The sequence below is a fragment of the Microbacterium sp. BWR-S6Y genome (genome assembly GCF_041379845.1).
Taxonomy (GTDB): Bacteria; Actinomycetota; Actinomycetes; order Actinomycetales; family Microbacteriaceae; genus Microbacterium; species Microbacterium hydrothermale.
Genome location: NZ_JBFECV010000011.1, coordinates 18,676 through 42,579 on the forward strand (window position 1 = coordinate 18,676; position 23,904 = coordinate 42,579).

Here is a 23,904-nt window from a genome sequence, read left to right on the forward strand (position 1 = left end):
CGGTTCTGCCTCGGCGCAACATGCTTAGCAAGGTGCCCGAGATCACCGTGTGGTTCTGGGTGATCAAGATCCTTTGCACGACGGTGGGTGAGAGCTTCGCCGACTGGATCAACGTGACGTTGGGTGTGGGGCTGGAGGTGACGGCGATCATTTTCACCGCGGTGCTGGTGGGTGTGCTCGCGTGGCAGCTCCTCCTGCGCCGCTACGTGCCGTTCGTCTATTGGCTAACCGTCGTCGTCGTTAGCGTCGCCGGCACCCTGTACACCGACATCCTCACCGACGACCTCGGCATCCCCCTCGCCGCCAGCACCACCGTGTTCGCCATCGTCCTCGCGGTTGTGTTCGGGGTGTGGTGGCGTAGCCAGCGGACCCTGTCCATTCACAGCATCACCACCACCCGGCGAGAACTGTTCTACTGGCTGGCCATCCTGGTCGCCTTCGCCCTGGGCACCGCCTCCGGCGACTGGATCCTCGAACTGACCGGGTGGAGCCCCGGGGTGTCGGTTCTCTTGCCCGCGGGACTCATCCTCGCGGTGATCCTCGGGTGGCGCTTGGGCGCGAACGCCGTCCTGTCGTTCTGGCTGGCCTACATCCTCACCCGCCCACTGGGCGCAAACCTGGGCGACTGGATGGGGTTTCCCACCACGGATGGCGGTCTCGGCCTTGGCGTCGGACTGACGAGCATCATCTTCCTCACCGCCATTCTCGCCACCGTCATCTACCTGAGCATCACGCGCGTCGACACCGTCGAGAAAGTGCGGCCCGCCGTCACACCCCCCACCACCCCCACTCGACAGCGCGTCATGCTGGGATACTTCTCGGCCGTTGCCGTGCTTGCTGCGGGAGTTCTGGTGTGGGCGAATACTCAGCCCCACGGCACCGCCGCCGCGAGCAGGGAGGCGCCCGCGGCGAACGTGACCCTCGCCCCCGGGGAATCAGCAACGGCGAACTTCCCGCCCGCGAACATCAGCACCTACCGCACCATCGTGCAGGACACCCTGAGGCTCGTCCAGGCGGGTAACACCGCAGAGGCAGCTACCCGCATCACGGACCTGGAAACCGCGTGGGATCGAGATCAACCCACGTTGGAGCCGCTGGATGGCACCGGTTGGGCAGTCCTCGACGGCCAGATCGACAAAGCCCTCCGAGCCGTGCGCTCCGCCTCGCCTGACCCCACCCTGCAAACCGACGCCTTGAGCACCCTGCTGGAGACCCTGAACTCATGAACACCGCGACACTTCTTGCGGCCGCCACCGCTCCCACCGACCCTCACAACTTCACCGGCATCGTCGGATTCGGTGTCAGCTTGATGCAAGGCATCGGGGAATGGGGCGTAGGAGTGTTCACCTTCCTTGAAACGGTGTTCCCGCCTATCCCCAGCGAACTCATCCTTCCCTTGGCGGGATTCCTCACTCACAACAACGGCATGAATTTTTGGCTGCTGGTGCTCACCAGCACGCTGGGCGCATACCTTGGTGCCGTGGTGCTTTATGCACTCGGCGCCTGGGCTGGTCTTGAGCGTTCCATCCGCTGGCTGGCCCGACTACCCCTCGTAGACCGATCCGACTTCGACCGAGCCGCAGCGTGGTTTTCCCGGCACAGCAGAAGCGCGGTGTTCTTCGGACGACTCGTTCCCGGCGTGCGGAGCCTGATCTCCCTCCCCGCCGGTGCCGAACGGATGAACTTCTGGCGATTCTCGGTGCTCACCGTTGCAGGCAGCGGCATCTGGAATGCACTCCTCATCGGCGGGGGAGTACTCCTTGGCACCCAGTACGACCTCGTCGAGCAGTATTCCAACCTGCTCAGCTACGTCGTCTACGCCGCCATCGTCGGCGGGGTGATCTACCTCGTCATCAGACACTTCCGACGCTCCTCCGCCAAGCGGCACCTCCCAGCCGACGACACCCAGTAAGCCATCACCACGCGGAGCGGAGACACACTATGGACGTAGATAGCCGGCTGATGCTCGAGGTGGTCGTGCCCGTCCACAACGAGCAAGACACCCTTGACGCCTCCATCCGCACGCTCCATCGTTTCCTTTCCTCGACGTACAGCGAGCCGTGGATGATTACCATCGCTGACAACGCCAGCGTCGACTCGACACCGGTCATTAGTGCGATGCTGCAATCCACGCTGCCGGGTGTGCAGTATCTGCGCTTGGAGAAGAAGGGGCGCGGACACGCTCTGAAGATCGCGTGGCTTCTCTCACAGGCGGAAGTGCTCGCGTATGTCGACGCCGACCTGTCGACTGACCTTCGCGCGCTACCGCCGTTGATCGCGCCGCTGACGTCTGGACACTCGGATGTCGCGATCGGCACGCGTCATGCACGTTCGTCTCGGGTCGTGCGCGGACCCAAACGCGAGTTCATCTCTCGCGGGTACAACATGTTGCTGCGTAGAACGATGGGCGTGGAGTTCACAGACGCTCAATGCGGGTTCAAGGCAATCCGCCGCGACATCGCACGTACTGTACTGCCCCACGTGGTGGACAGCGGGTGGTTCTTCGACTCGGAGTTGTTGGTCATCGCCGAGCGTGCGGGCCTTCGTATCCACGAAGTACCGGTGGATTGGGTCGACGACACGCACAGCAGCGTCAATCTCATCCTTACCGCTGTCGAAGACATGCGCGGCATGGTCCGAGTCAGCCGCGACATCGCGACCGGACGTATCCCCGTCACCGCGATCTACACCGAGCTCGGACGCAAGCCTCTCCTTCCCGCTGAGATCCCCTCCTTCGCAGGGCAGGTGATGAGGTTCTTGCTCGTCGGAGGGTTCTCCACCCTCGCCTACGCCCTCCTTTACCTGATTCTCGCGGCGGGGCTCGCCCCGCAACTGTCCAATTTCCTCGCCCTGCTCGTCACCGCCGTAGCCAACACCGCCGCCAACCGCCGGTTCACTTTCGCCGTCCGCGGCGGTCTCGGGCGCACACGCCATCATCTCCAGGGGCTAGTCGTTTTCGGTCTCGCGTGGGCGTTGACCTCGGGTGCGCTTCTTGTATTGCACTCCTCGGCCGCGGACGCCTCCGCTACAGTGGAACTCGTCGTTCTCACCGCCGCCAACCTTGCCGCGACCGCGATGCGATTCACACTGCTGCGCCTGTGGGTGTTTGCTCGCCCCGCCGACCGGACGACCGCTGGCGACAATCAACCCGCAACGACGACAGCCGCGTCATGCGGCCCCTGACACGGGCCCGGATGCCGGATGTCTTCGCCGGCGCAGTGCTGGTCGCGGTCACCGCGACGACATACCTCGTCGGTATCGGAACCACCGGCTGGGCGAACTCCTTTTACTCGGCAGCAGCACAAGCCGGTGCCAACAACTGGACCTCGTTCCTCTACGGCGCATCCGACCCGGGCAACCTCATTACCGTCGACAAACCTCCAGCGAGTATCTGGGTGATGGCTCTCTCCGTGCGCCTGCTGGGGCTGAGCCCCACGGCGGTGCTGTTACCTCAAGCTCTCATCGGAGTGGTCACTGTGCTGGTCGTCTACGCCACAACGCGACGAATCACCCCACCCGGCGCGGCATTGTTCGCCGGGCTCATCACCGCGATGACCCCTGTCTCGGCGCTCATCTTCCGATACAACAACCCCGATGCCCTCCTCACGCTGACGTTGGCTACTGCCCTGTACGGCGTCGTCCGGTCGCTACAGGACGGTCGGCACCGGTGGGTGTTTCTCGCTGGCGCAGCCTTTGGTGTGGGATTTCTCACGAAACAACTGCAGGCGTTCCTGATCCTGCCCGCGGTTGTCTTCGTCGTGCTCTGGGCGGGGCAGGGGACCCTTCGCAGACGCGCATACTCCCTCCTTGTCGCCGCCGGTGGGCTTGTTCTGACGGCCGGATGGTGGGTTGCGATTGTCAGCGTGGTGCCTTCGGGTCAACGCCCGTGGGTGGGAGGCAGCGTCGATGACAGCTTTCTGTCCCTCACCCTGGGGTACAACGGCTTTGGGCGAATCCTCGGCGGCGGCAGTAACCTCGCCGGAGGCAGCCAACCGGGCATTGACCGTCTTCTCGTGGGCTCCTCAGGTGATCTCATCGGATGGATGCTTCCTGGCGCTGCGGTGGTAGCTGCCGGGGCTTTGATCGTGCACTGGCGAAGCTGGCGACGCCCGGATGCCGCCATCGCGAGCCTCGCCCTCATGTCCGCGAGTACCCTTCTCACCGACGCGGGGTTGAGCTTCATGCGGGGGATTTATCACTCCTATTACTCTGTGGCGTTGGTACCCGCGCTGGCTGGCACAATCGCTTTGGGAGCGACCCTGTTGTGGGGAGCTGAGCGAAGACGCCTCGGAAGGACAGTCCTAGCCGCCGCCGTCATTGTGACCGCTACATGGGGCGGCGTGATGCTCATGGGCCACGGCCCCGACCACTTCCTTCTTGCCGTCGCGTTCGCGCTTGCGGGGGTGGTCGTGGCGGCGGTCATCGCACTCGGCGACGTTCGCAGACGCGAACGGGCCACCCTCACCGCGGCAGCGGTGATGCTCCTTGCAGGCCCCATCGCAACGTCCGCGGCGATCATTTCCCAAGGTCACGCGGGTGCCTCAATCACCCCGATCTCGGATCACAGTGCCGATGCCTCTCCGTCCTACCTCATCGAGCCCGCCCTCTTGGATGCGCTAAGAGCCGACGCGGCGCGGTACCGATGGTCGGTAGCAACCGAGCTCGGTTCGTCCACCGCTGCGCAGTATCAGCTGGCCGCTGGGGTATCCGTCATGCCCATCGGCGGTTACAAACACACCGACCCCACCCCGACGTTGGCGCAGTTCCAAAACCTGGTGGCCCAAGGGAACGTGCACTGGTTCCTCGGGAGCCGGGGCGGGGAGATCTCCGCGTGGGTGAAGACGCACTTCTCCTCCCAGTGGATCGGAGGCGAGATCATCTACGACCTGACGACGCCGCTGACGGATCTCACAGCTCACAGCAACACGACATCCGAGCAGGTACTGACATGAGCGTGCACCTTGAAACGGCGACACCCGCACACACAGCTGCACACCCCCAGCCGGGGCTCTCGTCAGCGCGCGTTCGAGGGTGGGTGCGGCGCCATCCCGTGGCTATCGCGCTGACCGCAGCCATTGCGGTACTCAGTGTCGCCAGCAACATCGTCCCGCAGCTCAGAATCACGCCTCACATCCTCGGCGAGACCGTCACCACGCAGGGGGAGCACTGGCCGAGCACTCTCCTGTCCCTGTTCGCCGTCCCCGGCCCCTTAGCCCTCATCGGCGTGATCCCGCTCGCCCTCGTCGTGTTGGGGTTCGCCGAGCACGCCATGGGCAGCTTGCGCACGTTGCTCAGCTATTGCGTCGGCGGCGTGCTCTCTACCGCAGTAGGCATCGGTACTGGATACCTTGAGGAGCAGTTCGCGGACTTTCTTCCCTTGAATGCGCCGACGGTGAGCACCGTTACGCCGGTTGTCGCCCTCATCTGCACCGCAATGGCCGCCAGTTCATTCTCGAGCGCTCTCTGGCGCCGCCGCGTTCGCCTGTTCGTCGCCACGGGCGCCATTACGGCGTTCCTGTACTCGGGGAGCTCGAACGATCTGTTCTCTCTTGCGGCCGTACCGGTTGGAATGGTCGTCGGGTTTGTCCTGGGCGGCCGACGCCAACCGTTTCGTCTGGTCCGCAGTACCCACCACGAGAAACGTGTTCTGTTGGCGTCGTTAACGCTTGTGACAGCCGTCGGACCGGTGCTGGCCACTCTGGTCGGCTCCGGATCTGGATTGCTCTCCGTCTATGGTTTCCTCTCCCACGACCCGGTGGTCATCGCAGACGGGCGCGCCTGCGCATTCGGCTCAGTGGGCGCCGCATGCCCAGCATCGTTCCGTGCCATCGAGCAACTCCACCCCGCGGCGGGTGTCATCGCCGTGCTGCCCGCGCTTGTGGGCGCATTGGCCGCGTGGGGAATTTTTCGAGGCCGCCGAGCGGCGCTGTGGATTGCTGTCGGGCTGAATGGCTTGTTCTCCGCCGGTATGGCGTTCTTGTTCGTTGTTGTGCAGCCGGAGACGCTGGCCGCCGTCGCCCTCACTCAGGACGTCGAGGCTCAGGAGTACGTGTGGCAGACCCTCATCGGCAGTATCGTCGCGGCCGTCGTGCCCTTGATGACGGCGGTCACCCTGGTGGTGTTTCGTCGGGAGGCACCCGCACGCTCGGCAACACCCGCTCGCCGACGCTTCATCCTCACCCTCGGGGTGGGGGTCGGTGGGGCTTTGCTGATCGGCGCGGCCGGGGCCCTGGTGGATCCATACGGGTTCATGCCGTCGACCCCGGTGTGGGAGATTCTCGGCAGGCTCCCCCTGCGCCTGCTCCCTCCCACACTCGTTCCATCCGACGCTTTGACGTTCGTGCCGGTGTCGGGGTGGGCGCAGGTGAGCTGGTATCTACCGTCTCTGTGGGTGTGGGTGTGCACATCGGTCGGGACAGCCTTCTTCGTTCTCGCCCCCGGTGCGGTGCACGGTGCCGTCAACCGGGAACGCGCTCGCTCCCTGCTGCAGCGGGGCGGGGGCGACAATCTGTCATTCATGGCGACCTGGCCGGGGAACACCTACTGGTTCGCCCCCGACCGCGACGCGGGCTTCGCTTTCCGTGTTCGAGGTGCCGTCGCCGTAACCCTGGGAGGAGCGTTCGGTCCGGACGCGTCGGACCCGTCGGTGGTGACCGGGTTCGTCGAATATTGCGGCGCCCACGGCTGGACGCCGGTCTTTTACAGCGTGATGGACCCCGAAGCGCCGGCGTACGCACAACTCGGGTGGCAGCGCCTGCCCGTTGCGGAAGAGGCCACCCTTGTTCTGACCGAGTGGAGCCTGTCCGGCAAACGCCGTCAAGACATCCGCACCGCAACGAACCGAGCAGCACGCGAGAACGTCACGGCCAGGTGGACGAGCTGGCCGGAACTCACGTTCGCCGAGCACGCGCAGATCCGTGACATCTCGGAAGCATGGGTGGCGGAAAAGAGCCTGCCCGAGATGGAGTTCACCCTCGGTGGTGCGGACGAGCTCACGGATCCCGACGTGCGCCTCATGCTCGCCACCGAAGCCCAGGGACGGATTCAGGCCGTCACCAGTTGGCTGCCGCTCTACGGGCAGGATGGCGTCATAGACGGGTACACCCTCGATTTCATGCGTCGCCGCTCTGACGCCATGAACGGGGTGATGGAGTTCGTGATCGGCAGCGTCGCAACCCGGATGAAGGAGAAGGGGTTCGCGCGCATGAGCTTGTCCGGGTCACCGCTCGCTTCCGTCCCCGACGACGACGGGGACAGCGCTGTGCTCCAACGCCTCCTCGCGCGGTTGGGCGAGGTCATCGAGCCGGGCTACGGCTTCCGCTCGCTGCTCAGCTTCAAACGGAAATTCCAGCCCCGGTTCGACTCCCTCTGGCTGCTGTATCCGGACACAGCCATCCTTCCCGCTGCCGCCGTCGCCGTCGCGCGTAGCTACCTACCGAACCTGACGCTTCCGGCAGCGGTTCGGATGGTGGGGATGTTGCGTAAACCCTCCACATCCCTCTGAGCGCTGCGCCGTGGTCACAACGCGTCCTGCCCGACAGGCAACACGTAGCCCGTACCGCCAACGCCGATGCGCACCTCGCTACCCGTCACGGAAGCGCTGCCGGGGCGCCGCAACAGCCGCGCGGTCACCGCGGCGCCGGAGCCGCGGTCGGTGAGGACCGTGACACGGTCCCACTGTCCTTCGCCCTCAACGCGGACGATGACGGCATTCGGTGTGCCGCTGACGAGGGCCAGTTGTCCTTCACGGAGGAGGACAGACACCCGCCCGGGAGTGGGCGCTGCAGCTGCAGGAGCATGCCGAAGAGGCACTGGGCCGAACGCGGTCGTCGCTGTGGAACCGTCCGTGGTGGCGTCGAGAGACACCACTGCCCCCAGCATTGCCGCGATACGCGCCGTTCGCGGGTAGTCGTGAAGCGTCAGCGGCGCGCCGTACTGCGTCAACGAGCCCGCCTCCAGCACGCCGAGCCGGTCGCCGAAGCTAAGCGCTTCCTGTTGATCATGGGTGACAAGGATGGCGGTGGCACCCACACGTTCCAGGGCCTCCACGACATTTCGACGAGCTTCCGCCCGGAGGTCCGTATCCAGTGCGCTGAACGGCTCATCGAGAACGATGGCGCGCGCCTTCACCGCCAGCGCACGGGCGAGAGCGACGCGCTGCTGCTGCCCCCCCGACAGCTCATGTGGGTAGCGCGTGAGGAGCGTCGTGTCCAAGGAGACAATCTCCGCCCACTCGTGTGCCGTGTGACGCTGTGCTCGGGGCAGACCGAAGGTGATGTTTGCCGCCGCGCTGAGGTGAGGGAAGAGGGCCCCGTCCTGTGGAACATACGCGACCCCCCGGCGGTGCGCCGGTACGCTGCGGGTGCCTGTCACCACCCGTCCGCCCAGCGACACGGTGCCGCGGGACGGGGATACGAGACCGGCGATCACGCGAATCAGGCTGCTCTTACCGCTACCGGAGGGGCCCACGATGGCCGCTCGAGAGCCGTCCTCGATGCTCAAACTAATGCTGTCGAGAATGGTCTGAGCTCCGATGCTGTACGAGAGGTCGGTGACGTCGATTCTCATGCGGTGCGCTTTCGGGCTTGTCGATACATCAGGGCGACAGCGGGGATGCTGATGACGGTGAGGAGGACCGCGTAGGGTGCCGCGTCCACGTATTGCACGGACGTGCTGGCGGACCAGAACTCTGTCGCCAGAGTCCGCGTCCCGTTCGGTGCGAGCAGAAGCGTGGCGGTGAGTTCGCTGGCCATCCCGATACCAGCCAGGGCTGCCCCAGCCAGCCCCGAGGGCATGATGGCCGGCGCCGTCACCCGCAGCAAGGTCCGCACGGGACTCTGCCCCAGCGTGCGGGAAGCCTCCTCACGGATGGGTGGGGCCTGAGCCAGGCCGCTGCGGATGCTCACCACCGCCCGGGGGAGAAACAGGATGAGGTAGGCCGCCAGTACGGTGAACACCGTCTGGTACGCCACAGGCAGAACACGAAGGGTGACGGTGACCAGCGCCAGGGCCACGATGATCGAGGGGAAGCTGGACGCGACGAAGTTCGCGCTTTCCAGGACCCGCGTCGCCCTTCCGGGGTAGCGCACGCCCAGCCAGGCCAGAACCAACGCCACCGCCGAGGTGACCGCGGCGCCGGATACGGCCAGGATGACGGTGGTGACGAGGGCGTCGCCAAGCCAACGCTGATCCCACCACGGTCCGCCGAGGAGCCATCGGCCGGTCGTCGCGGTCGGAACGGCTACGGACAAGCTCGCGTACAGCGCCAGCGCGACGGTGAGCAGCACGCCGGCAAGGGGTGCAAGGACGGTGCGCTGCGCCGGGAGCGGGGCGCCGGATCCTGTTCGAGCGAATTTCACTCGGCCCCGGGCGAGGGAGTCGGTGGTGAGCATGAGCAGCGCCAGCACCGCCACGATCGCGCCCATGGCATTGGCGACGGGACCGGCGAACGCGGAACTGTATTGCACCACGATGGCGGTGGTGAACGTCTCGAACCGGATCTGCGCGAAGGCGCCGTACTCCGCAAGAAGATGCAGCCCGACCAGCAGGGCTCCTCCGCTAATGGCGTACCGCAGTTGGGGGATCACCACCGTCCAGAACACACGGGCGTTGGAGTGCCCGAGGGAGCGAGCCACATCCTCCAGGGCAGGGTCGAGCCGGCGCAACGTGGCGAGGGCGGGGAGGTAAACGAGGCCACTGTATGCGAGGACTGCAATGAGGACACCGCCTGCAAGGCCGCCGAAGGCGGGCACGGTGCTAGCCCACGCGTAGCTGACCACGAATGCGGGGATGGCCAGCGGGACGACCTGCAGCACCGACCACACGCGCCGCAACGGGAGGGTCGTGCGCTCCACGAGCCAGGCACCGCCCACCCCGACGCTCACGCACAGCGGCACGGCGATGAGGATGAGGAGGACGGTGTTGGTGAGGAGCTCACCGATGCGTGGACGAAAGAGAAGCTGCCCGAGCGCGTCAGGCCCCGTCGCCATCACGAACCAGCCGACGAACCCCACGGGGATGAGCGTAAAAGCGGTGATCACCGCGACAGCGACGACCAGAAGCAACGGCGCACGCCGCCCAGACCTTCTCAGGGGTGTGGGCGGCGTGCGCTGTGTCGGCGTTGTCAGAGCAGACCCGCCGACGTCATCAGGTCCACGACCTCGGGACCGTTCAAGGTGGAGGGGTCGATGGTCGGGGCGCCCAGACCTGCCAAAGGCGGGAGGGCGGCGTTGGCGGCCACGTCGCTGGCAACGGTGTACTCGAAGCTCGAGCCGGTGCGCAGCACATCCTGACCCGCCTTGGACACGACGTACGCGAGGAAGGCCTGGGCTGCGGGGGCGTTTCTGCTGGATGCCAGCACGCCACCACCGGAGACGCTGACGAATGCGCCGGGGTCCTCGTTGCCAAAGTAGTGCAGCTTGGTGTTGCCGCTGTTCTCGGCGGTTCCTGCCTGGTCGATGTACCAGTAGTAGTGATAGATCACACCCATCGGGATCTGGCCGGCGTTGACGGCCTTCATTACGTTGCTGTTGCCCTGGATGGCGGTGGCGTTCGTCTTCATCCCGGTAAGCCACGTCGCGGCGGCATCGGCGCCTTCGGTAGCCACCACCGCGGAGACAATGGCCTGGAAGTCAGCTCCACCGGGCGAGGCGGCCCACTTGCCTTGCCACTTCGGGTCCTGCAGGTCCATCAAGGACACGGGGAGGTCCGCTTCGCTGATCAGGGACGGGTTGTACACGAGGACGGTCGAGCGCGCCGCGATGCCCGTCCAGTTGCCCGATCCCGCGCGGTACTGCGCGGGGACCACATCGAGGGTGGACTGATCCACGGGGGCGAGGAGGTTGTTCTGGTCAACGAGAGAGACACCCGGGGAGTTCTCGGTGAGGAACACGTCGGCCGGGGACGCTGACCCTTCCTGCACAATCTGATTCGCCAGCTCCGAGTCACTGCCGTTTCGCAGGACAACCTCCACGCCGGTGTCTGCCGTGAACGCGTCCGCCCACGCTTGCGTGAGCTCCTCGTGTTGGGCGTTGTAGACCGTGATGGAGCCTGTCACCTGGCTGCTGTCGTCGGGGGATGCAGCCGAGGGGTTCGTGGGGCTGGCGGAGCAGCCAGCCAGAACGGTCGCGGAGGCTGCGGCGATAACCAACGCACGGGAAAAGCGCTTCATGGGGGTCCAATCGGGCACGCCGCTTCCGCGGCTCAAGCAAGGTATGCCTAACCAAAGTAACGGGGCGGCGGCATCATTTTCAAAATGAGGGCGCCACTCCCGGCGCGTCGCCCATTTCTTAGAAACGTCTTAGTGGTCCCTGCGTTAAATCCGAGGTCAGAGGCAAAACCGGGGCCCTCCGACCTCGTCGCGACGCGGCAACAGAAGACCGCGATGCCGGATCGTTAGTAGCCGGTTCGCCCTCGCGCCCACAGCACGTCACCCACCGAAGGACCGCATGCATATCTTCGAGGTCATCATCCTCGGGCTCGTCCAGGGCCTGACCGAGTTCCTCCCCATCTCCTCCAGCGCGCACCTGCGCATCGTGGGCGAGTTCCTCCCGTCGCAGACCGACCCGGGTGCGACCTTCACCGCCATCACCCAGATCGGCACCGAGCTCGCCGTGCTGATCTACTTCCGCAAGAAGATCGCCCGCGTGATCTCGCGGTGGTTCGGCTCGCTCACCGGCAAGGTGCCGCGCAACGACCCCGACGCCCGCATGGGCTGGCTCGTCATCATCGGCACGATCCCCATCGCCCTGCTGGGCGTGCTGCTGCAGAGCCTCATCCGCGACAACTTCCGGAGCCTGTGGATCACCGCCGTCGTGCTCATCGTCTTCGGCATCCTGCTCGGTCTCGCCGACCACTACGGAAAGCGACGCCGCGACCTCGACGACCTCACCTACCCGCACGGCATCGCCTACGGCTTCGCACAGGCCCTCGCGCTCGTCCCTGGCGTCTCGCGCTCGGGTGCCACCACCACCCTCGGTCGCGCGCTCGGCTACACGCGCACCGCTTCGGCGGAGTACTCGTTCCTGCTCGCCGTCCCCGCCGTCTTCGCCAGCGGGTTTTACGAGCTCTACAAAAGCTCCAGCGAAGGCACCGGTCCGTACAACCTCGTGGAGACGGGCATCGCAACAGTCATGGCGTTTATCGTCGGCTACGTGGTGATTGCGTTCCTTATGCGGTATCTCCGACGCGGCAGCTTCCTGCCGTTCGTGATCTACCGCGTCGCCCTGGGCGTGCTGGTCATGATCCTGCTGACCCTCGGCGTGCTGCCGGCGTACTCTGCCATCACCGGCTGAGACGATCAGTGACTACCAGCGCAAAGGACCAGAACGACTCGGTCGCGGCAATCATTCATATCGCTCGTCGAATTGCCCCTAACCCAAACTGGGGCCAGTCTTCCAGAATATGCGGGGGACAAGCCCGGCATCGGCGTGGAGCTCGACCTCGACGAGGCCGGCAGGTACCCCTACGTGCAGGCCTACCTGCCCTACAACCGCCTCGCCGACGGAACCGTGCACGACTGGTGACCACTGAAGCGGATGCGGCCGGGCCCGGGTTCGGCGCCGTGGTGGTGATGGGGGGTCTCCGGCGTCGGCAAAAGCCGAGAGATCGGACGACCGCTACGCGATTTCGAGGCGCAACTCCTGTTGCCCTCACCCGTGCCGGAGAGAAGTTCGTACAGGCGTAGGTGATGACTGCTCGCGGACGCGCTGTGGCGGTTGCCGCCCCGCTGCCACCCCCGGTGCCAGGCATTACGCCGTCGGCGCGATTATGCCGAAGGCTGACGGTGACCGAGTGAAGACTGCCCGGGGACGGCGGGCAGTGTGAGTCGGCGAACTGACATAACGTCGATTATCGGCGTTTGCTCGATACCGTCTTGCCGCAGAAACTGCCGGGTGTGAGCGGTCCTCACGGTGAGACGCCACCGCGCATGTGGGTACGCATGAGTATCGACCAGACTACGTTCTCCCGCACTCGGCAGTCCTACGAGCTCGTGCGGATCATCACGGTCAACGAGCCGGTGTCCGTGCTGCGCGTTACCGTCCGGGTAGACGCCTATGTCGAGCAGTCGCGCGCCCTCGTCGAGCGGTTCAACGGAACGCGCTGGACCGAGGTGGTGACGCGACCCGGCTCTGCTTCTCACGGCGCGATGCCGTCTTACGCCTCACGTGATGACGACACCTGCCGGCGTGCCGCCCGCGAGATCGCCGAGCCGCTCATCGACTTCGCCGCCCGGACCATCGCGAAGGTGCACGGCGTCTGACCGCGGCGCTCCCGACGCTTGCCGGTGGTCGCTTCTCCCCCTCCGTTCGGTGTCATGGTGTACCGGCACTCGCCTATTGGGGTGGTAGACATGGTCGACATACACGCGCATACTTGAGTGGTAGACATGGTACACATGGAGGAACGGTGACTACTCTCGCACCCGAAGACCCGCAGCGGCGACAGGAAGAGCAGGCCGCGAACCTGCTGAAGGACCTGTTCGGCAGCAAGATCGACGCGCTCGTGCGCGGCGGCGTGAAGGTCAGCGTCATCACCAAGCCCGAGACCGTCATCCAGGACATCGTCGACCGCCTCGGTGTGACGAAGAGCCCCTGGGCAGACATCGTCGGGCCCTGCTACACCAGCGGCAGCCTCCAGCGCGAGCTCGGCGTCGAACGCGGCGCGGTTTCTCGTGCCGTGAAGGAGTTTCGCGCACTCCGGCTCCCGACCGCCGATGGCCGCAACCTCTACCCCGCCTTCCAGGTCCGCAACCGACAGCTCGTGCCGGGCTTGAAAGAGGTGCTCACCGTGTTGCAGTCCGGCATCGACGACCCCTGGACGTGGGCGCAGTGGCTCAACACTCCCCTGGCGGACGAGAACGGCGAGGACCAGCCGCGCGCCATCGACCTCCTCGCCAACGGGGATCTGGAGACCGTGCTCGTCGAGGCGCGCCACGACGCAGCGGCCTGGGCCGAGTGACCGCCTCGCAGAGCGCCCCGCCGGCCGGGGTAGTCCTCAGCGCGTTTCCGGAGGCCACCTTGGCCGCGGGCGCTCCGATGTACCGCTCCCACGGAACAGCGCACGGAGCCTGGTACTACGACAATGGCGTGGAGGGGCGGTTTAACCTGCACGGCGCCCGTGGGACCTGCTGCACCGCACTGAGCGTGGACACGGCGGTGCGAGAGAGGATCCGTGGTCGAGTGTCGCGGAAAGGCGTGGTGTCGCGCGCCCTCGCTGACTCCTTCGTTGTCTCCGTCGTCAGCGCGCCCACCGAACACCGATGCGCTGCGGTGAACGACGTCGCCGCAGCCAAGCACGGCATCGTGCGCGAGCTGACGACCATGTCGGACTACTCGATCCCGCAAGCGTGGGCGCAGGCGTTCGAGGACGCAGGCTACGGCGGCGTCCTCTACGGCTCGGCATTCACCACGGGAAGCCCCGACGCCTACGCGCTCTTCGGCGACGCCGGCGCACCGAGCGCACATGCCGGGCACACCGCGACTCGCCACCTGAGCGGCGAAGATGCGTGCCGGGCGCTCGGCTGGACCGTCGCGAACACCCCCGTCACCGGAGGTATGAACATCGTCTGACGGGGTGCGGCCCGACACTCGCTGCGGCGCCGCCATACCGGCGTTCGGATGGGTGCGAGCTGGTATCGGCGGTTATTTGGTGAGGTTCGACCCGACGTTGAAGGTTGGAAGCTGCTCCCCTGTCGCGGCATACTGAGTTGACAAAGTTGACACCCCCGCTCCAGCGTACGGGTTGACGCAGTTGACGGGGAGGGTTCGGTGTCGAGCGACCAAGACGAACACCAACGGGAGAACGCGGCCACCGACGAGCTCCTCGAGGCTGTACGCGCCCGGCTCGAGCGCCTCATTCGCGACGGGGCGAAGGTCAGCGCGCTGGGCTCCCCCGACACCGTAGCCGCCGACATCGTCGCCCGCCTCGGCCTCGTCAAGAATCCATGGGCGGACATTGTCGGCCCGTGCTATTCGAGCGGTGGGCTTCAGAAAGAGCTCGGCGTCGGGCGCGCAGCCCTCTCCAAAGCCGTCCGTGAGCGCCGCGCCCTCCGCCTCGACACTTCCGACCAGCGCACGCTCTACCCCGCCTTCCAGGTGCGCAACGGCGCGCTGGTGCCGGGTCTGAGCGAGGTATTGCCCATCCTCGGGGTGGGCGTCGACGACCCGTGGACATGGGCGCAGTGGCTCAACACGCCCCTCCACGGCGGGGATGGAGTGGAGCGGCGACACATCGACCGCCTCGCCGCTGGAGAAGTCGCCGGCGTTGTGGCGGCCGCGAGGCGTGACGCCGCGTCGTGGGGCGCGTAAGCGGCGGACGGAACTGGGCGCAACGCGGGCGCGCCCGGCCGGCGGCGGCGCTAACGCAACGCGGGCGGAGTGCGAGAGGGTGACAGGAGCGCCCCCGCTCCCCCGGCGGGCTGCGCCTGCGGATTTCGGCGCCAATGGTCCCCTCGTGGCAATGCCGCGACCCCCGGCGTATGGCCCTCAAGCGGGCAGATTTCCTAGGCACCTACGTTTCGACACGCCGAACGGCAATCGTAGGTACCTAAGAAATCACGGGGCATGCTTGGACACATGGGACGACCAAGCAAAGGCGAACGTGACCAGATCACGGCGAAGCCCGCTAAGCCACTTGGCATGGTCATTCGCGCGAACGCGGACCTGCTGCACATGAGCTACGGCGACTACCTCGTTCATCTCGCGGCGCACCAGCTCGGTATGCCCGAGCTTGCACCCCAGCCCGGAGTGACCGGCGACATGCTCGAAGAGCTGCTCGTCGAATCATTCCCCCAAGTCGATCAGGTCGCGCCGGTGTCGCCGCTCGCCCTGGTACGCCCATCCTCGAGGGAGCTGCCGACGCAGACGCAGATCGCCAGCTAACGAAAAGGAGCCCCGTCCGACGACGGGGCCCCTCGATGTAGTTCGCCAGACCTTAGCGACCAAACCAGAGTCTGGAACCCACCCGAGCTTCCTCAGGAGGTGCTCTCATGCTAACCGAAACCCCGCGCGGCGGGGTGGATTCGCGTACCAACGTCGGCGTGTCACGCGAACATCCCCTCAGCATGGCCCGGTCGAGCATCGCCCCCGGCCCCTCACAGGCGACTCCGGCGGATCGAGGCCACATGCCTCTCCCCCACCGCGCTACGGCGTGCACCCAGACCAGTCTCACCAATGGGGCCCGTACTTTCGGCTCGGCGTCCCGCCGGCCGTCCCCCACCGTGATGGAAGGAGCTCGTCATGTGACGCGCCCGTAAATGACATCAGGCCCTCCGCGCTATTGGCGTAGCGCGTGGGCCTGGAGTAAGAGCTTCACTCACTCCAACCGAAGGTTTGGCGACTGGGAGTCGGAGAGAGCAGGTATTCGATTGCAACCCCTTGGCGAGGGGCGTTTGTCGTACCTCCGAGGAGGTGATGTCGCCATGGTAACCCCCATCCGGGGGCGCGCACGAGCATTGACGCTCGTCGACCCCACCGGCGTGTCGCCCTACTCTCTTGACGAGGTGTGGGCGATTACCCGCCGCCTCTCCCCCAGGGATGACGTCCGCGCGGCTGCCCGAGCCGCCAGCGGCGAGGTACTCAACGCCTACGACAAGCTCTGGCCCCTCAACGAGGCGCCGCCATCGACGACGTGGGCGATGTTCCTGGCCGACGATGACCTCCGCTTCCGTTACCTCTGCTTCGACTTCGATGCATCCGTCGGGGACGCCGCGAGCGATGCAGACCGTTTCGCGTACTGGCTCGAGCAGCTCAACGTCCCCCATCTGCTGTGCCTGTCCGGTCCTACCGGCGGACGTCACGTCTGGGTCCACCTCGACGTGCCCGCTGACGCTGACGCCGTCCGCGACATCGCCTACCTGACCAGGAGCCTGTTCCCCTCTCTTGACCTCGCGCCGCTGACGAACCCCAAAGCCGGCTGCGTCCGCCCGCCTTACGCTCCCCACCGCGCCGGTGGGCACTCGGCGCCGGTGGGTGACCTGGCTGCGATCACCGACCACGCGGCCGACGAAGACGTCCCCGGCCAGCTGCATGCGCTGCTTGTCGACCTCGGCGCGGAATTGCCCGCCCCGTCCACCGAGGACCTGCACAACGTCGTCCGTGATGATGCCGGAAGGCCCCGGATCCGCGGCCGCCGTCGGCCCCTGTCGATGGCCATGGACCTGGTGCTGCACAGCGAAGCCGGTCCCGACGCGTCGCACACGCTGGTGCGGATCCTCGCGGCCGCCGCACATGCCCGCTGGAGCTATCAGGACCTCCGCGAGCAGGTGCACAGTTCCCCGGGCCTCGAACACGCCCGCACGCGGCGCGTCGGTGCCACACGCCAGCGGCGGAGCGAACACCAGATCGATAAGGTGCTGACCGCTGCATGGGAGTACGCCGTCCGCTTCGTAGCCGCTCACCCACTCAGCGCTTCGGGCGACGACGAGGATTACCGCCAGCGCACCGCGAGCGTTGCCGCCGCCGTGCAACGCGCCCTCACACGCGCTGACGCCCTCCCCGGTATCTGGGCGACACACAACAGTCGGGTCGAAGGCTCCCACGCGCAGCGCGTCGTCCTGGACGCCATCTGCCTGTACATGCTGCAGAGCTCCCAGCACACCGTTGAAGCCGACGTACGCCGGCTCAGCGCCGACACCGGCTACGGGCGCACCACCGTCTCCCGTGCCCTCCGCGCGCTTACTGGGGAAGACGGCGCAGGCGGCTGGCTCGCCGTCGTGACGGAGGCCGAAGGAGTGCACGCAAAGCGCTACCGACTCGACTCTCGGTTTTCCACAGAGGAGTCAGGAGGAGAGCGGACACAAGCGCATATGCGCGCCATCGCCAACGCCCTCCCACTCTCCCAAGCCCTCATCAGAGAGATCAGCACCCGGCTGGAACTGTTCGCACACGACGTCTTCACCGCACCCCGCAGCATGGGCAGGAACGCGGGATTGATCTACAAGCACACGCCGGCAGGGGGCAGCGCCACCTTCGCCGAGCTCGTCCGTCGAACAGGGCTGGACCCCGACGTCGTCCGACGCCGCGTCGACGATTTGAGCGCATCGGGTCTCATCGAGAGGACCCCTGGAGGTTGGCGACGCCTCTCCCCCACCGCTCGTGACTTCGTCGCCCGCGGACGCGGTGTTGACGGCTACCTGGAGCAGCGCGGCGCCAGATACGACGAGGAACGCCTTGTGTGGGCATGGTGGCTTGCTGAGGTCACCTGGATGGAACGACGCGCGAAACACCGGAGAGGGAAGAAGTCCTACTCAAATGAGTCCGACCGGCCCGACTATGCTGCGTACCCCCGAGGGCCCACCAAGCGACGAGACCACAGGAAGGCTCGTGATTTGGTCCGTGCCGGCTACCTCGAGCGGGGACTAGCCCTGGCGGCCTGATACGACGAAGGACCGGTTGGAGTCGTGGCGGCGGTGGATTTTTGCCGTGCTGCAGATTCCATGGTGGGCTCGATTGGCAGAGCCGAGTCGAGGCCTCAGGCCGCCCCTCGAACGTCTCAGGCGCTGCGATGGTCTGGGATGCGGCGAGGTCGGTCCTGAGCGCAAGGTAGGAGTTCTCGCCGAGGCCCGGACGCAGGGCCGTGCACGTCAGTCCTGGGCGGGGAGGTAGGTGTCGAGTGCAACGATGACCAGGAATGTGCGCGAAGGCGCTGCGAACTCCTCGACCAGTCCGTCGAGCACCTCAAGACCGCCGGCGCTCATCCGGATTGTCCGCCGTTCGGTCTCCTCGTCGCGCGAGATTCGCTGCCGTGTCGGCTTTGCGAACAGTGACACCCGAGCCGGCTCGTCATGACGACCGAGCTTCTTGTCGATCAGCTCCTGAAGCCGGGGGTAGGCCACCTCGACGGCCGTCATCACGGTCAGCACAAAGCTCATCTTTGTCTGCGTGTGATGAGCGTTGAGACGGGCGTTCAGAGACTTCGGCAGCTCAAGGGCGAGACCCTTCACCGACTCCCCCGCCACGCTGTCCGGAGTCGTCGACGGCCTAGCCGGCGCGCGGCGCGGCTCCGCTGGCGCCGGGCGCCGACGGGACACCTGCTTCTGTGCCGGTGTCGCCTCGTTGCCAGCTGCTTCGTCCGTCGCGACAGCCGAAGGCTCGGCGGGTTGCGTAAGCTCGACAGCGGGCGCCGAGCTATCCGGTTGGGCTTCTGTGACAGGCGGCTCAACCAAGTCCTCAACTGCCACGAGGTGCGCCTGCGCGGTGACATCCTGCGCACGCTTCGCAGAGTTTTTCAACCGCGCGGTCAGATCCATTTTTGCCATCAGTTGACCTTCGCTTCCTCGTACCACTGCGCCGTGAGCTCGAGCGCGACCGCCGTGTAATCGAAGATCGCGTTCTGGTTCGCTCGGGTATCCGTGTACTGGGTGACAACCTTGCCCTCCATCGGCATGTCCTCCACCGTCGACGACAGACGGATGTGGTGGTTGAACCGCGGTACACCGATGCGGTTGGCGACGAACTCTCCCTCGTCGATGGCCTGCTTCCACCCGTCCAGACGCTTCTGTCCGCGGCGGGTGTCGACCTTGTTCAGCAGGAGCTTGTAAGGCACTCCCCTAGGGATGACGAACTCGTTCAACGTCCGAGTTATCGCCGGGAAGTCCAGTGTGGACGTGGTGATCGGGAGGATAGCGAAGTCAGCCAGGTCGAGCACGGCGCCCAGGACATCCTCGTCCCTCAGCGAGCCGGGGGTATCGACGATGATCGCGTCGTACTCGTTCAGGCTCTTCAGGTGACGGAGTGCCTCGGGGTCCGTCGACGGCGAGGTGTCGAACGGGAGCTCGTTTTCAACGTCGTCCGCCGTCTCCGCCCAGAACATCGTCGAACCCTGCGGGTCCACATCCATGACGAGGATCTTGCTGTGCTTCGACATGGCGGCGGCGAGATTCATCGACACCGACGTCTTGCCGATGCCGCCCTTCTGCCCGCACACTGCGATGACCTTCACGAGATCACTCCCCTGCTGTTCTGTAACTGTTACGCCTGCAATGCGAAACACATGCGTTGGGTCAACAGCGCATCCGCCTATGTGTCGTGGCGGTGTTAGCTAACCCGAACGCCAACGTAGTGGCACAAGAAGATGAGCACGTCTGCGACACGCCGCTGCTGCGATGTTTGGTGTACGTAACAGTTACGACACATCAGTATTAGACGCACATAACCTATCTCTGTACGAAATACATAAACATCGACCATAAATAACTGTTGCCGAAGCGTTGCTCTGCTCCAGCGCAACCTGGACATTGAAGTGATGCATAGGTCTTGTTTCTTGAACACAACGCAAACCCAACAGTTGGACAAGACATATTTAACATAAGCGTCTGGTCGACGTTATTGTGACGCCTGTGTTGGCGCCAATAAACGTCCATGTAGCCGCGATGTTACGCAACAGTTATGCAACTGTCGCTGATCATTGAAACCCGCTCGCCGGCATTGGGAAAGCGGTGGTGAACAAGCTACTAGCGCCATATCGAGCCGCCCTCGGCGCCCTTCGCGACTTGGCCTGATCGACTCCAGGACGCTCTACGACATCGGAGCCAGCTGGACGGAGCTGGACATCACGTTGCGGGTGGAGGGGGAGTGGAAGGGACGGTACATGCCGATCGATCTCGGCCTCGACCTCCACCACGACTTGAAGAGCTGGTCGCCACCTAGACCGGCGGACTACGCCGTCGCGCACGCGAGTACGTGACGGAAGGACTCGGCTACAGCATGGCCCCGGTCGTCGTCGTGGACGATGACGATCACTGGTGCGACATGCGCCCCGACAAGGAAGGTGCCCCAGATGACGTCCGCGGCCGTGAAGATGTCCAACGGCACCACGCTTCTCGCAGCGACGGGCACGTTCGCGCGACGCGACGGTGCCAGACAGATCGAAGCACCCGACATGAGCGGTCTACGCGCCGCCGTTCCCGAGGGTTGGACACTCCTGCACGTTCGATCCGTGTGACCTACTTCCGGTTACTCGTCGACGGACCGGTCTGCTTGACGTACTCCGACCAGGTGCATTCGACCGCAAGCTTCATCGCGTCCTCGGGAAAGTAGCCGATCAGTTGCCGCTGAGCCGGGTCATCGTGGAACGTCACCGAGCGCAGCAGCTTCCGCCCATGCACCTCCACGAGTCGCACGATCGCGATCCGCTTGCTTCTGTCGAAGATGAACCACACGCCCTTCTCTGGGGAGCGCTGCAGCTGCGACATCGGAGACCAAACCTGTACCACGCGCCGCCCCTCATGTCTCGTCGACGGTCATGACCCGTTGATGCCGCCGCCGGGCACGTTCGCGGAGATGATGACGCGGTGCAGACGCTCCGTGGCCGTCTTGAGCGACGTCGCCCAGCCGAGCACCTCGCCGCCGGCTACTTCTACCCGGTAACGTGGCCCGTCATCCGTGCGGCGCAGCTCGATCGTTCCCGCTACCTGATCGCGGGCATCCAGCATTACCCAACGAGCCGGCGAGGTCTCGCGCGCAAGGAGTTGGGGATGCCAACGCGGGCCGTCATCACGCATGGTCGTTGTCGCAATGGGTCGGACACCCTAGCCGTAGCCACCGCCGCGCCCATGGACGGGGCAATTCGTTCCGCCGCGGGTGTGGCCGTTGATAGGTGGGTGGCCCACTCCGGTGGACGCGCGCAGGGGGATGAATAGGGGTGTTGCGTTACATACCCTAGGGGGGTATGGTATCTGGGTGAACGGATACGAGGGCAACAAAGACGACCTCCAGAAGCGGCTGCGTCGCGTCGAGGGTCAGGTACGAGGGATCGCCCGAATGGTCAATGAAGACAAGTACTGCATCGACATCCTTACGCAGGTCTCCGCCGCGACGAAGGCTTTGGAGACGGTTGCGCTATCCCTGCGAACAGTACTAATCCCGGCAGAAGAGCATCATGGGACCCAGCGGCAGACGGAGCAGCCGCCGGCATCGGACGATCGGACGGAGCCGATCGGCAGTCAAGGCCTGTCGGCCCGTTCTTTTGCCGTGAAGCCTTCGGCAGCATACGGTCGACCACCCTGCGCGCCAGAGCTTTCGCGGCATATCCTCGCTCGCTTCGCTCCCTCCGGTATTCCACGGTCACTGGCACTACGGCCGCTCTTCCTAGCGGCGATAAATCGCCTTCACGGCAAGAAAACGATTGGGATGGGAGGATCACGAAATGGACAAGCTCACGGTCTACACGACGGGCCCCAGCTGCGGAAAGTGCTCGATGACCAAGATGATGCTGAAAGGCAAAGGCATCCCATTCGTCGAGGTCGACATCACTCAGAACCCGGCCGCACACGAGTACGTGACGGAAGAGCTCGGCTACAGCATGGCCCCGGTTGTCGTCGTGGACGACGACGATCACTGGTGCGACATGCGCCCCGACCAGATCGACCGGATCGCCGCGAAGTTCGCCGCGTGACCCCCAGCCAAAACAGTACTAATCCCGTTACCACTAACCGAAAACACCCCTAATAGTACTAATAGGGGTACAGGCGCAAAGCGCACGACCGAAGGAGACACCATGGAGAAGATCGCCGTTACCCGCCTCGCAGACCTTCGCGCAGGGGACCGCCTCGTAAGCCTGGACGGCCGCGCATATATTCCGGTGCGGATCGTTGCGCAGGGGCTCGGGTGCATCGGCGCAGGAACCGTTCAAGGTGTGCGCCTGGTGAACCCGTTCCCAAGTAGCGACGTCGAGCACGTGTTCTACCCGTCGCAGATGGACGGGCACCGCATCGAGGTTGAGCGCAGCAACTAACCCTAATACCCCTAACAGTACTAATCCCGTTACTATGGAGTGAGATCCGAGACTCGCAGGGGTGCGCCGCCACGGCAAAGCGCACCCCTAAGAGTACTATTACCGTTACAAGGAAGGTGCCTCACATGACTCTTCGCATCCTCGCCGTCGTCGGGCAGAAGGGCGGCGTCGGTAAGACGACGACCGTCATGAACCTCGCCGCAGTGCTGTCAGATCATGCCCGCGTACTCGTCGTCGACGTCGACCCGCAGCGCAGCGCAACCGACTGGGCGGAGGCGGGAGGGGACAATGTGCCCTTCGACTTCGCTACCGAGTCAGACCCCCAAGTCCTCGCCGGTCTACGGCGCACCAACGAGTACGACGTGATCGTCGTCGACACCCCGGGAAGCTTGCGGGACACCGACGTTCTCGGCGCGGTCCTCGACAACAGCGATTTCGTCATCCTGCCCATGGAACCCGCGACCATGAGCGTGAAGCCCGCAGTTCGCGTCATTCGCCAGCTGATCGAGCCGCGGAACCTGCCCTACCGAGTCCTGGTGAGCCGTGTGAAGCGCGATCCCTCCGCGGTGCGCCGCAAAGACGACGCGCTCGAACTCCTCGACGAGATGCACCTCCCACGCTTCCGCAGCGTCATCCGCGAATACGTCATGCACACGGACGCACCGCTGACCGGGGAAGTGGTCACCACCTACCCCCGCAGCCGAGCCACCGCCAACGCCATCGACGACTACAAAGACCTCGCCCTGGAGCTCACGAGCCTCTGGGCCAACGGAAAGAGATAGGGGATCTCCCATGGCACGCAAAACCCTCTCCTCCCTCGTCGGGCGCCTCGAGGACGATCAGCCCGCTGAGACCCCACAGCCGGCGCCCGCCGCCGCCCCCGTGGAGAAGACCGCCGAGGCGGCCCCCGCGGCCGAGGCACCCGCGCCGAAGAAGCGCACCAAGTACCCGCCGAAGGTGTCGTTCTACCAGGAGCTTGAAGACACCGACCGCATCCGCGGTGCAATCCTGCACACGTTCGCACAAGAAGGGTTCCGCAACCTCTCGCAATTCCTCAACGCTGCCGCGATGAAAGAGGTCGAGCGCCTCGAGGCCAAGTACAACGACGGCAAGCCGTTCCCGCCCGTCAAGGCCCGCGAACTGCCCCAGGGGCGCCCAATGGGGGTATGA

The 23,904-nt window shown here is 65.3% G+C and carries 23 protein-coding genes and 1 pseudogene; 17 read left to right on the plus strand and 7 right to left on the minus strand.

The features are described 5' to 3' along the window. Nucleotides 1-32: 32 nt before the first annotated feature. The 5 genes from AB1K56_RS17895 to AB1K56_RS17915 all read left to right on the plus strand — a co-directional run bounded on the left by AB1K56_RS17895 (nt 33) and on the right by AB1K56_RS17915 (nt 7,504). Nucleotides 33-1,226 (plus strand): hypothetical protein, encoded by a 1,194-nt coding sequence (locus AB1K56_RS17895; protein WP_270354044.1) that lies wholly within the window; start codon nt 33-35, stop codon nt 1,224-1,226. Beyond that, entirely contained in the window at nt 1,223-1,912 is a 690-nt protein-coding gene (locus tag AB1K56_RS17900; RefSeq protein ID WP_230007039.1) for a DedA family protein, read from the plus strand. The genes AB1K56_RS17895 and AB1K56_RS17900 overlap by 4 nt, the downstream gene beginning before the upstream one ends. Before the next feature lie 29 nt (nt 1,913-1,941). After that, complete coding sequence (locus tag AB1K56_RS17905) at nt 1,942-3,183, plus strand: glycosyltransferase (RefSeq protein WP_230007038.1); 1,242 nt, start codon at nt 1,942-1,944, stop codon at nt 3,181-3,183. 11 nt (nt 3,184-3,194) lie between these two features. Next, nucleotides 3,195-4,952, plus strand: coding sequence for a glycosyltransferase family 39 protein (locus AB1K56_RS17910; protein WP_230007037.1), 1,758 nt, complete (start codon nt 3,195-3,197; stop codon nt 4,950-4,952). A 98-nt stretch (nt 4,953-5,050) separates the two neighbouring features. Beyond that, nucleotides 5,051-7,504: a bifunctional lysylphosphatidylglycerol flippase/synthetase MprF gene (locus AB1K56_RS17915; RefSeq protein ID WP_230007036.1), complete on the plus strand. Its 2,454-nt coding sequence runs from the start codon at nt 5,051-5,053 to the stop codon at nt 7,502-7,504. A gap of 14 nt (nt 7,505-7,518) precedes the next feature. Here AB1K56_RS17915 and AB1K56_RS17920 read toward each other — a convergent pair whose 3' ends face one another. Genes AB1K56_RS17920 through AB1K56_RS17930 form a run of 3 tightly spaced genes read right to left on the minus strand, consistent with a single transcriptional unit; the run spans nt 7,519 to nt 11,170 of the window. Next, nucleotides 7,519-8,568 (minus strand): ABC transporter ATP-binding protein, encoded by a 1,050-nt coding sequence (locus tag AB1K56_RS17920; protein ID WP_230007035.1) that lies wholly within the window; start codon nt 8,566-8,568, stop codon nt 7,519-7,521. Continuing rightward, nucleotides 8,565-10,064: an iron ABC transporter permease gene (locus AB1K56_RS17925; protein WP_270354042.1), complete on the minus strand. Its 1,500-nt coding sequence runs from the start codon at nt 10,062-10,064 to the stop codon at nt 8,565-8,567. The genes AB1K56_RS17920 and AB1K56_RS17925 overlap by 4 nt, the downstream gene beginning before the upstream one ends. Nucleotides 10,065-10,123: 59 nt before the next feature. Then, complete coding sequence (locus AB1K56_RS17930) at nt 10,124-11,170, minus strand: iron ABC transporter substrate-binding protein (protein ID WP_371206736.1); 1,047 nt, start codon at nt 11,168-11,170, stop codon at nt 10,124-10,126. Nucleotides 11,171-11,447: 277 nt separating this feature from the next. Between AB1K56_RS17930 and AB1K56_RS17935 the strand changes: the two genes are divergently transcribed. The 7 genes from AB1K56_RS17935 (at nt 11,448) to AB1K56_RS17965 (ending at nt 18,376) form a co-directional block, all read left to right on the plus strand. Continuing rightward, the gene (locus AB1K56_RS17935; protein ID WP_230007015.1) at nt 11,448-12,293 is read left to right on the plus strand and encodes an undecaprenyl-diphosphate phosphatase; all 846 of its coding nucleotides are present in this window, start codon (nt 11,448-11,450) and stop codon (nt 12,291-12,293) included. A gap of 566 nt (nt 12,294-12,859) precedes the next feature. Further along, the gene (locus tag AB1K56_RS17940; protein ID WP_371206737.1) at nt 12,860-13,261 is read left to right on the plus strand and encodes a hypothetical protein; all 402 of its coding nucleotides are present in this window, start codon (nt 12,860-12,862) and stop codon (nt 13,259-13,261) included. Between the two features lie 146 nt (nt 13,262-13,407). Beyond that, complete coding sequence (locus tag AB1K56_RS17945; RefSeq protein WP_371206738.1) at nt 13,408-13,959, plus strand: hypothetical protein; 552 nt, start codon at nt 13,408-13,410, stop codon at nt 13,957-13,959. Beyond that, complete coding sequence (locus AB1K56_RS17950) at nt 13,956-14,570, plus strand: RES family NAD+ phosphorylase (protein ID WP_108317195.1); 615 nt, start codon at nt 13,956-13,958, stop codon at nt 14,568-14,570. The genes AB1K56_RS17945 and AB1K56_RS17950 overlap by 4 nt, the downstream gene beginning before the upstream one ends. 198 nt (nt 14,571-14,768) lie before the next feature. After that, the gene (locus AB1K56_RS17955; protein ID WP_108317196.1) at nt 14,769-15,308 is read left to right on the plus strand and encodes a hypothetical protein; all 540 of its coding nucleotides are present in this window, start codon (nt 14,769-14,771) and stop codon (nt 15,306-15,308) included. Between the two features lie 330 nt (nt 15,309-15,638). Beyond that, nucleotides 15,639-15,881 carry a hypothetical protein gene (locus tag AB1K56_RS17960; RefSeq protein WP_108317197.1) on the plus strand — a complete coding sequence of 81 codons (243 nt, stop codon included), beginning with the start codon at nt 15,639-15,641 and terminating at the stop codon, nt 15,879-15,881. Nucleotides 15,882-16,420: 539 nt separating this feature from the next. Continuing rightward, nucleotides 16,421-18,376 (plus strand): helix-turn-helix domain-containing protein, encoded by a 1,956-nt coding sequence (locus tag AB1K56_RS17965; RefSeq protein WP_108317198.1) that lies wholly within the window; start codon nt 16,421-16,423, stop codon nt 18,374-18,376. Between the two features lie 207 nt (nt 18,377-18,583). Here AB1K56_RS17965 and AB1K56_RS17970 read toward each other — a convergent pair whose 3' ends face one another. The 4 genes from AB1K56_RS17970 to AB1K56_RS17985 all read right to left on the minus strand — a co-directional run bounded on the left by AB1K56_RS17970 (nt 18,584) and on the right by AB1K56_RS17985 (nt 21,433). Beyond that, the gene (locus AB1K56_RS17970) at nt 18,584-19,258 is read right to left on the minus strand and encodes a hypothetical protein (RefSeq protein ID WP_128217814.1); all 675 of its coding nucleotides are present in this window, start codon (nt 19,256-19,258) and stop codon (nt 18,584-18,586) included. Further along, on the minus strand, nt 19,258-19,941 hold the full coding sequence (locus AB1K56_RS17975) for a ParA family protein (protein WP_371206739.1): 684 nt from the start codon (nt 19,939-19,941) through the stop codon (nt 19,258-19,260). Before AB1K56_RS17975 ends, AB1K56_RS17970 begins: the two co-directional genes overlap by 1 nt. A gap of 1,003 nt (nt 19,942-20,944) precedes the next feature. Further along, nucleotides 20,945-21,193: a hypothetical protein gene (locus AB1K56_RS17980; protein ID WP_128217813.1), complete on the minus strand. Its 249-nt coding sequence runs from the start codon at nt 21,191-21,193 to the stop codon at nt 20,945-20,947. Nucleotides 21,194-21,241: 48 nt separating this feature from the next. After that, nucleotides 21,242-21,433: a hypothetical protein gene (locus AB1K56_RS17985; protein WP_371206740.1), complete on the minus strand. Its 192-nt coding sequence runs from the start codon at nt 21,431-21,433 to the stop codon at nt 21,242-21,244. Between the two features lie 247 nt (nt 21,434-21,680). Between AB1K56_RS17985 and AB1K56_RS17990 the strand changes: the two are divergent. From AB1K56_RS17990 to AB1K56_RS18010, 5 genes and pseudogenes are all read left to right on the plus strand, one after another. Further along, a pseudogene (locus AB1K56_RS17990) lies at nt 21,681-21,848 on the plus strand (metal-sensitive transcriptional regulator); the annotation flags it as partial. Nucleotides 21,849-22,146: 298 nt separating this feature from the next. Further along, complete coding sequence (locus tag AB1K56_RS17995) at nt 22,147-22,395, plus strand: glutaredoxin domain-containing protein (protein WP_076677881.1); 249 nt, start codon at nt 22,147-22,149, stop codon at nt 22,393-22,395. A gap of 102 nt (nt 22,396-22,497) precedes the next feature. After that, nucleotides 22,498-22,734 carry a hypothetical protein gene (locus AB1K56_RS18000; protein ID WP_076677879.1) on the plus strand — a complete coding sequence of 79 codons (237 nt, stop codon included), beginning with the start codon at nt 22,498-22,500 and terminating at the stop codon, nt 22,732-22,734. 125 nt (nt 22,735-22,859) lie between these two features. Next, entirely contained in the window at nt 22,860-23,516 is a 657-nt protein-coding gene (locus tag AB1K56_RS18005; protein ID WP_076677877.1) for a ParA family protein, read from the plus strand. A gap of 10 nt (nt 23,517-23,526) precedes the next feature. Next, nucleotides 23,527-23,904 carry a hypothetical protein gene (locus tag AB1K56_RS18010; RefSeq protein ID WP_076677875.1) on the plus strand — a complete coding sequence of 126 codons (378 nt, stop codon included), beginning with the start codon at nt 23,527-23,529 and terminating at the stop codon, nt 23,902-23,904.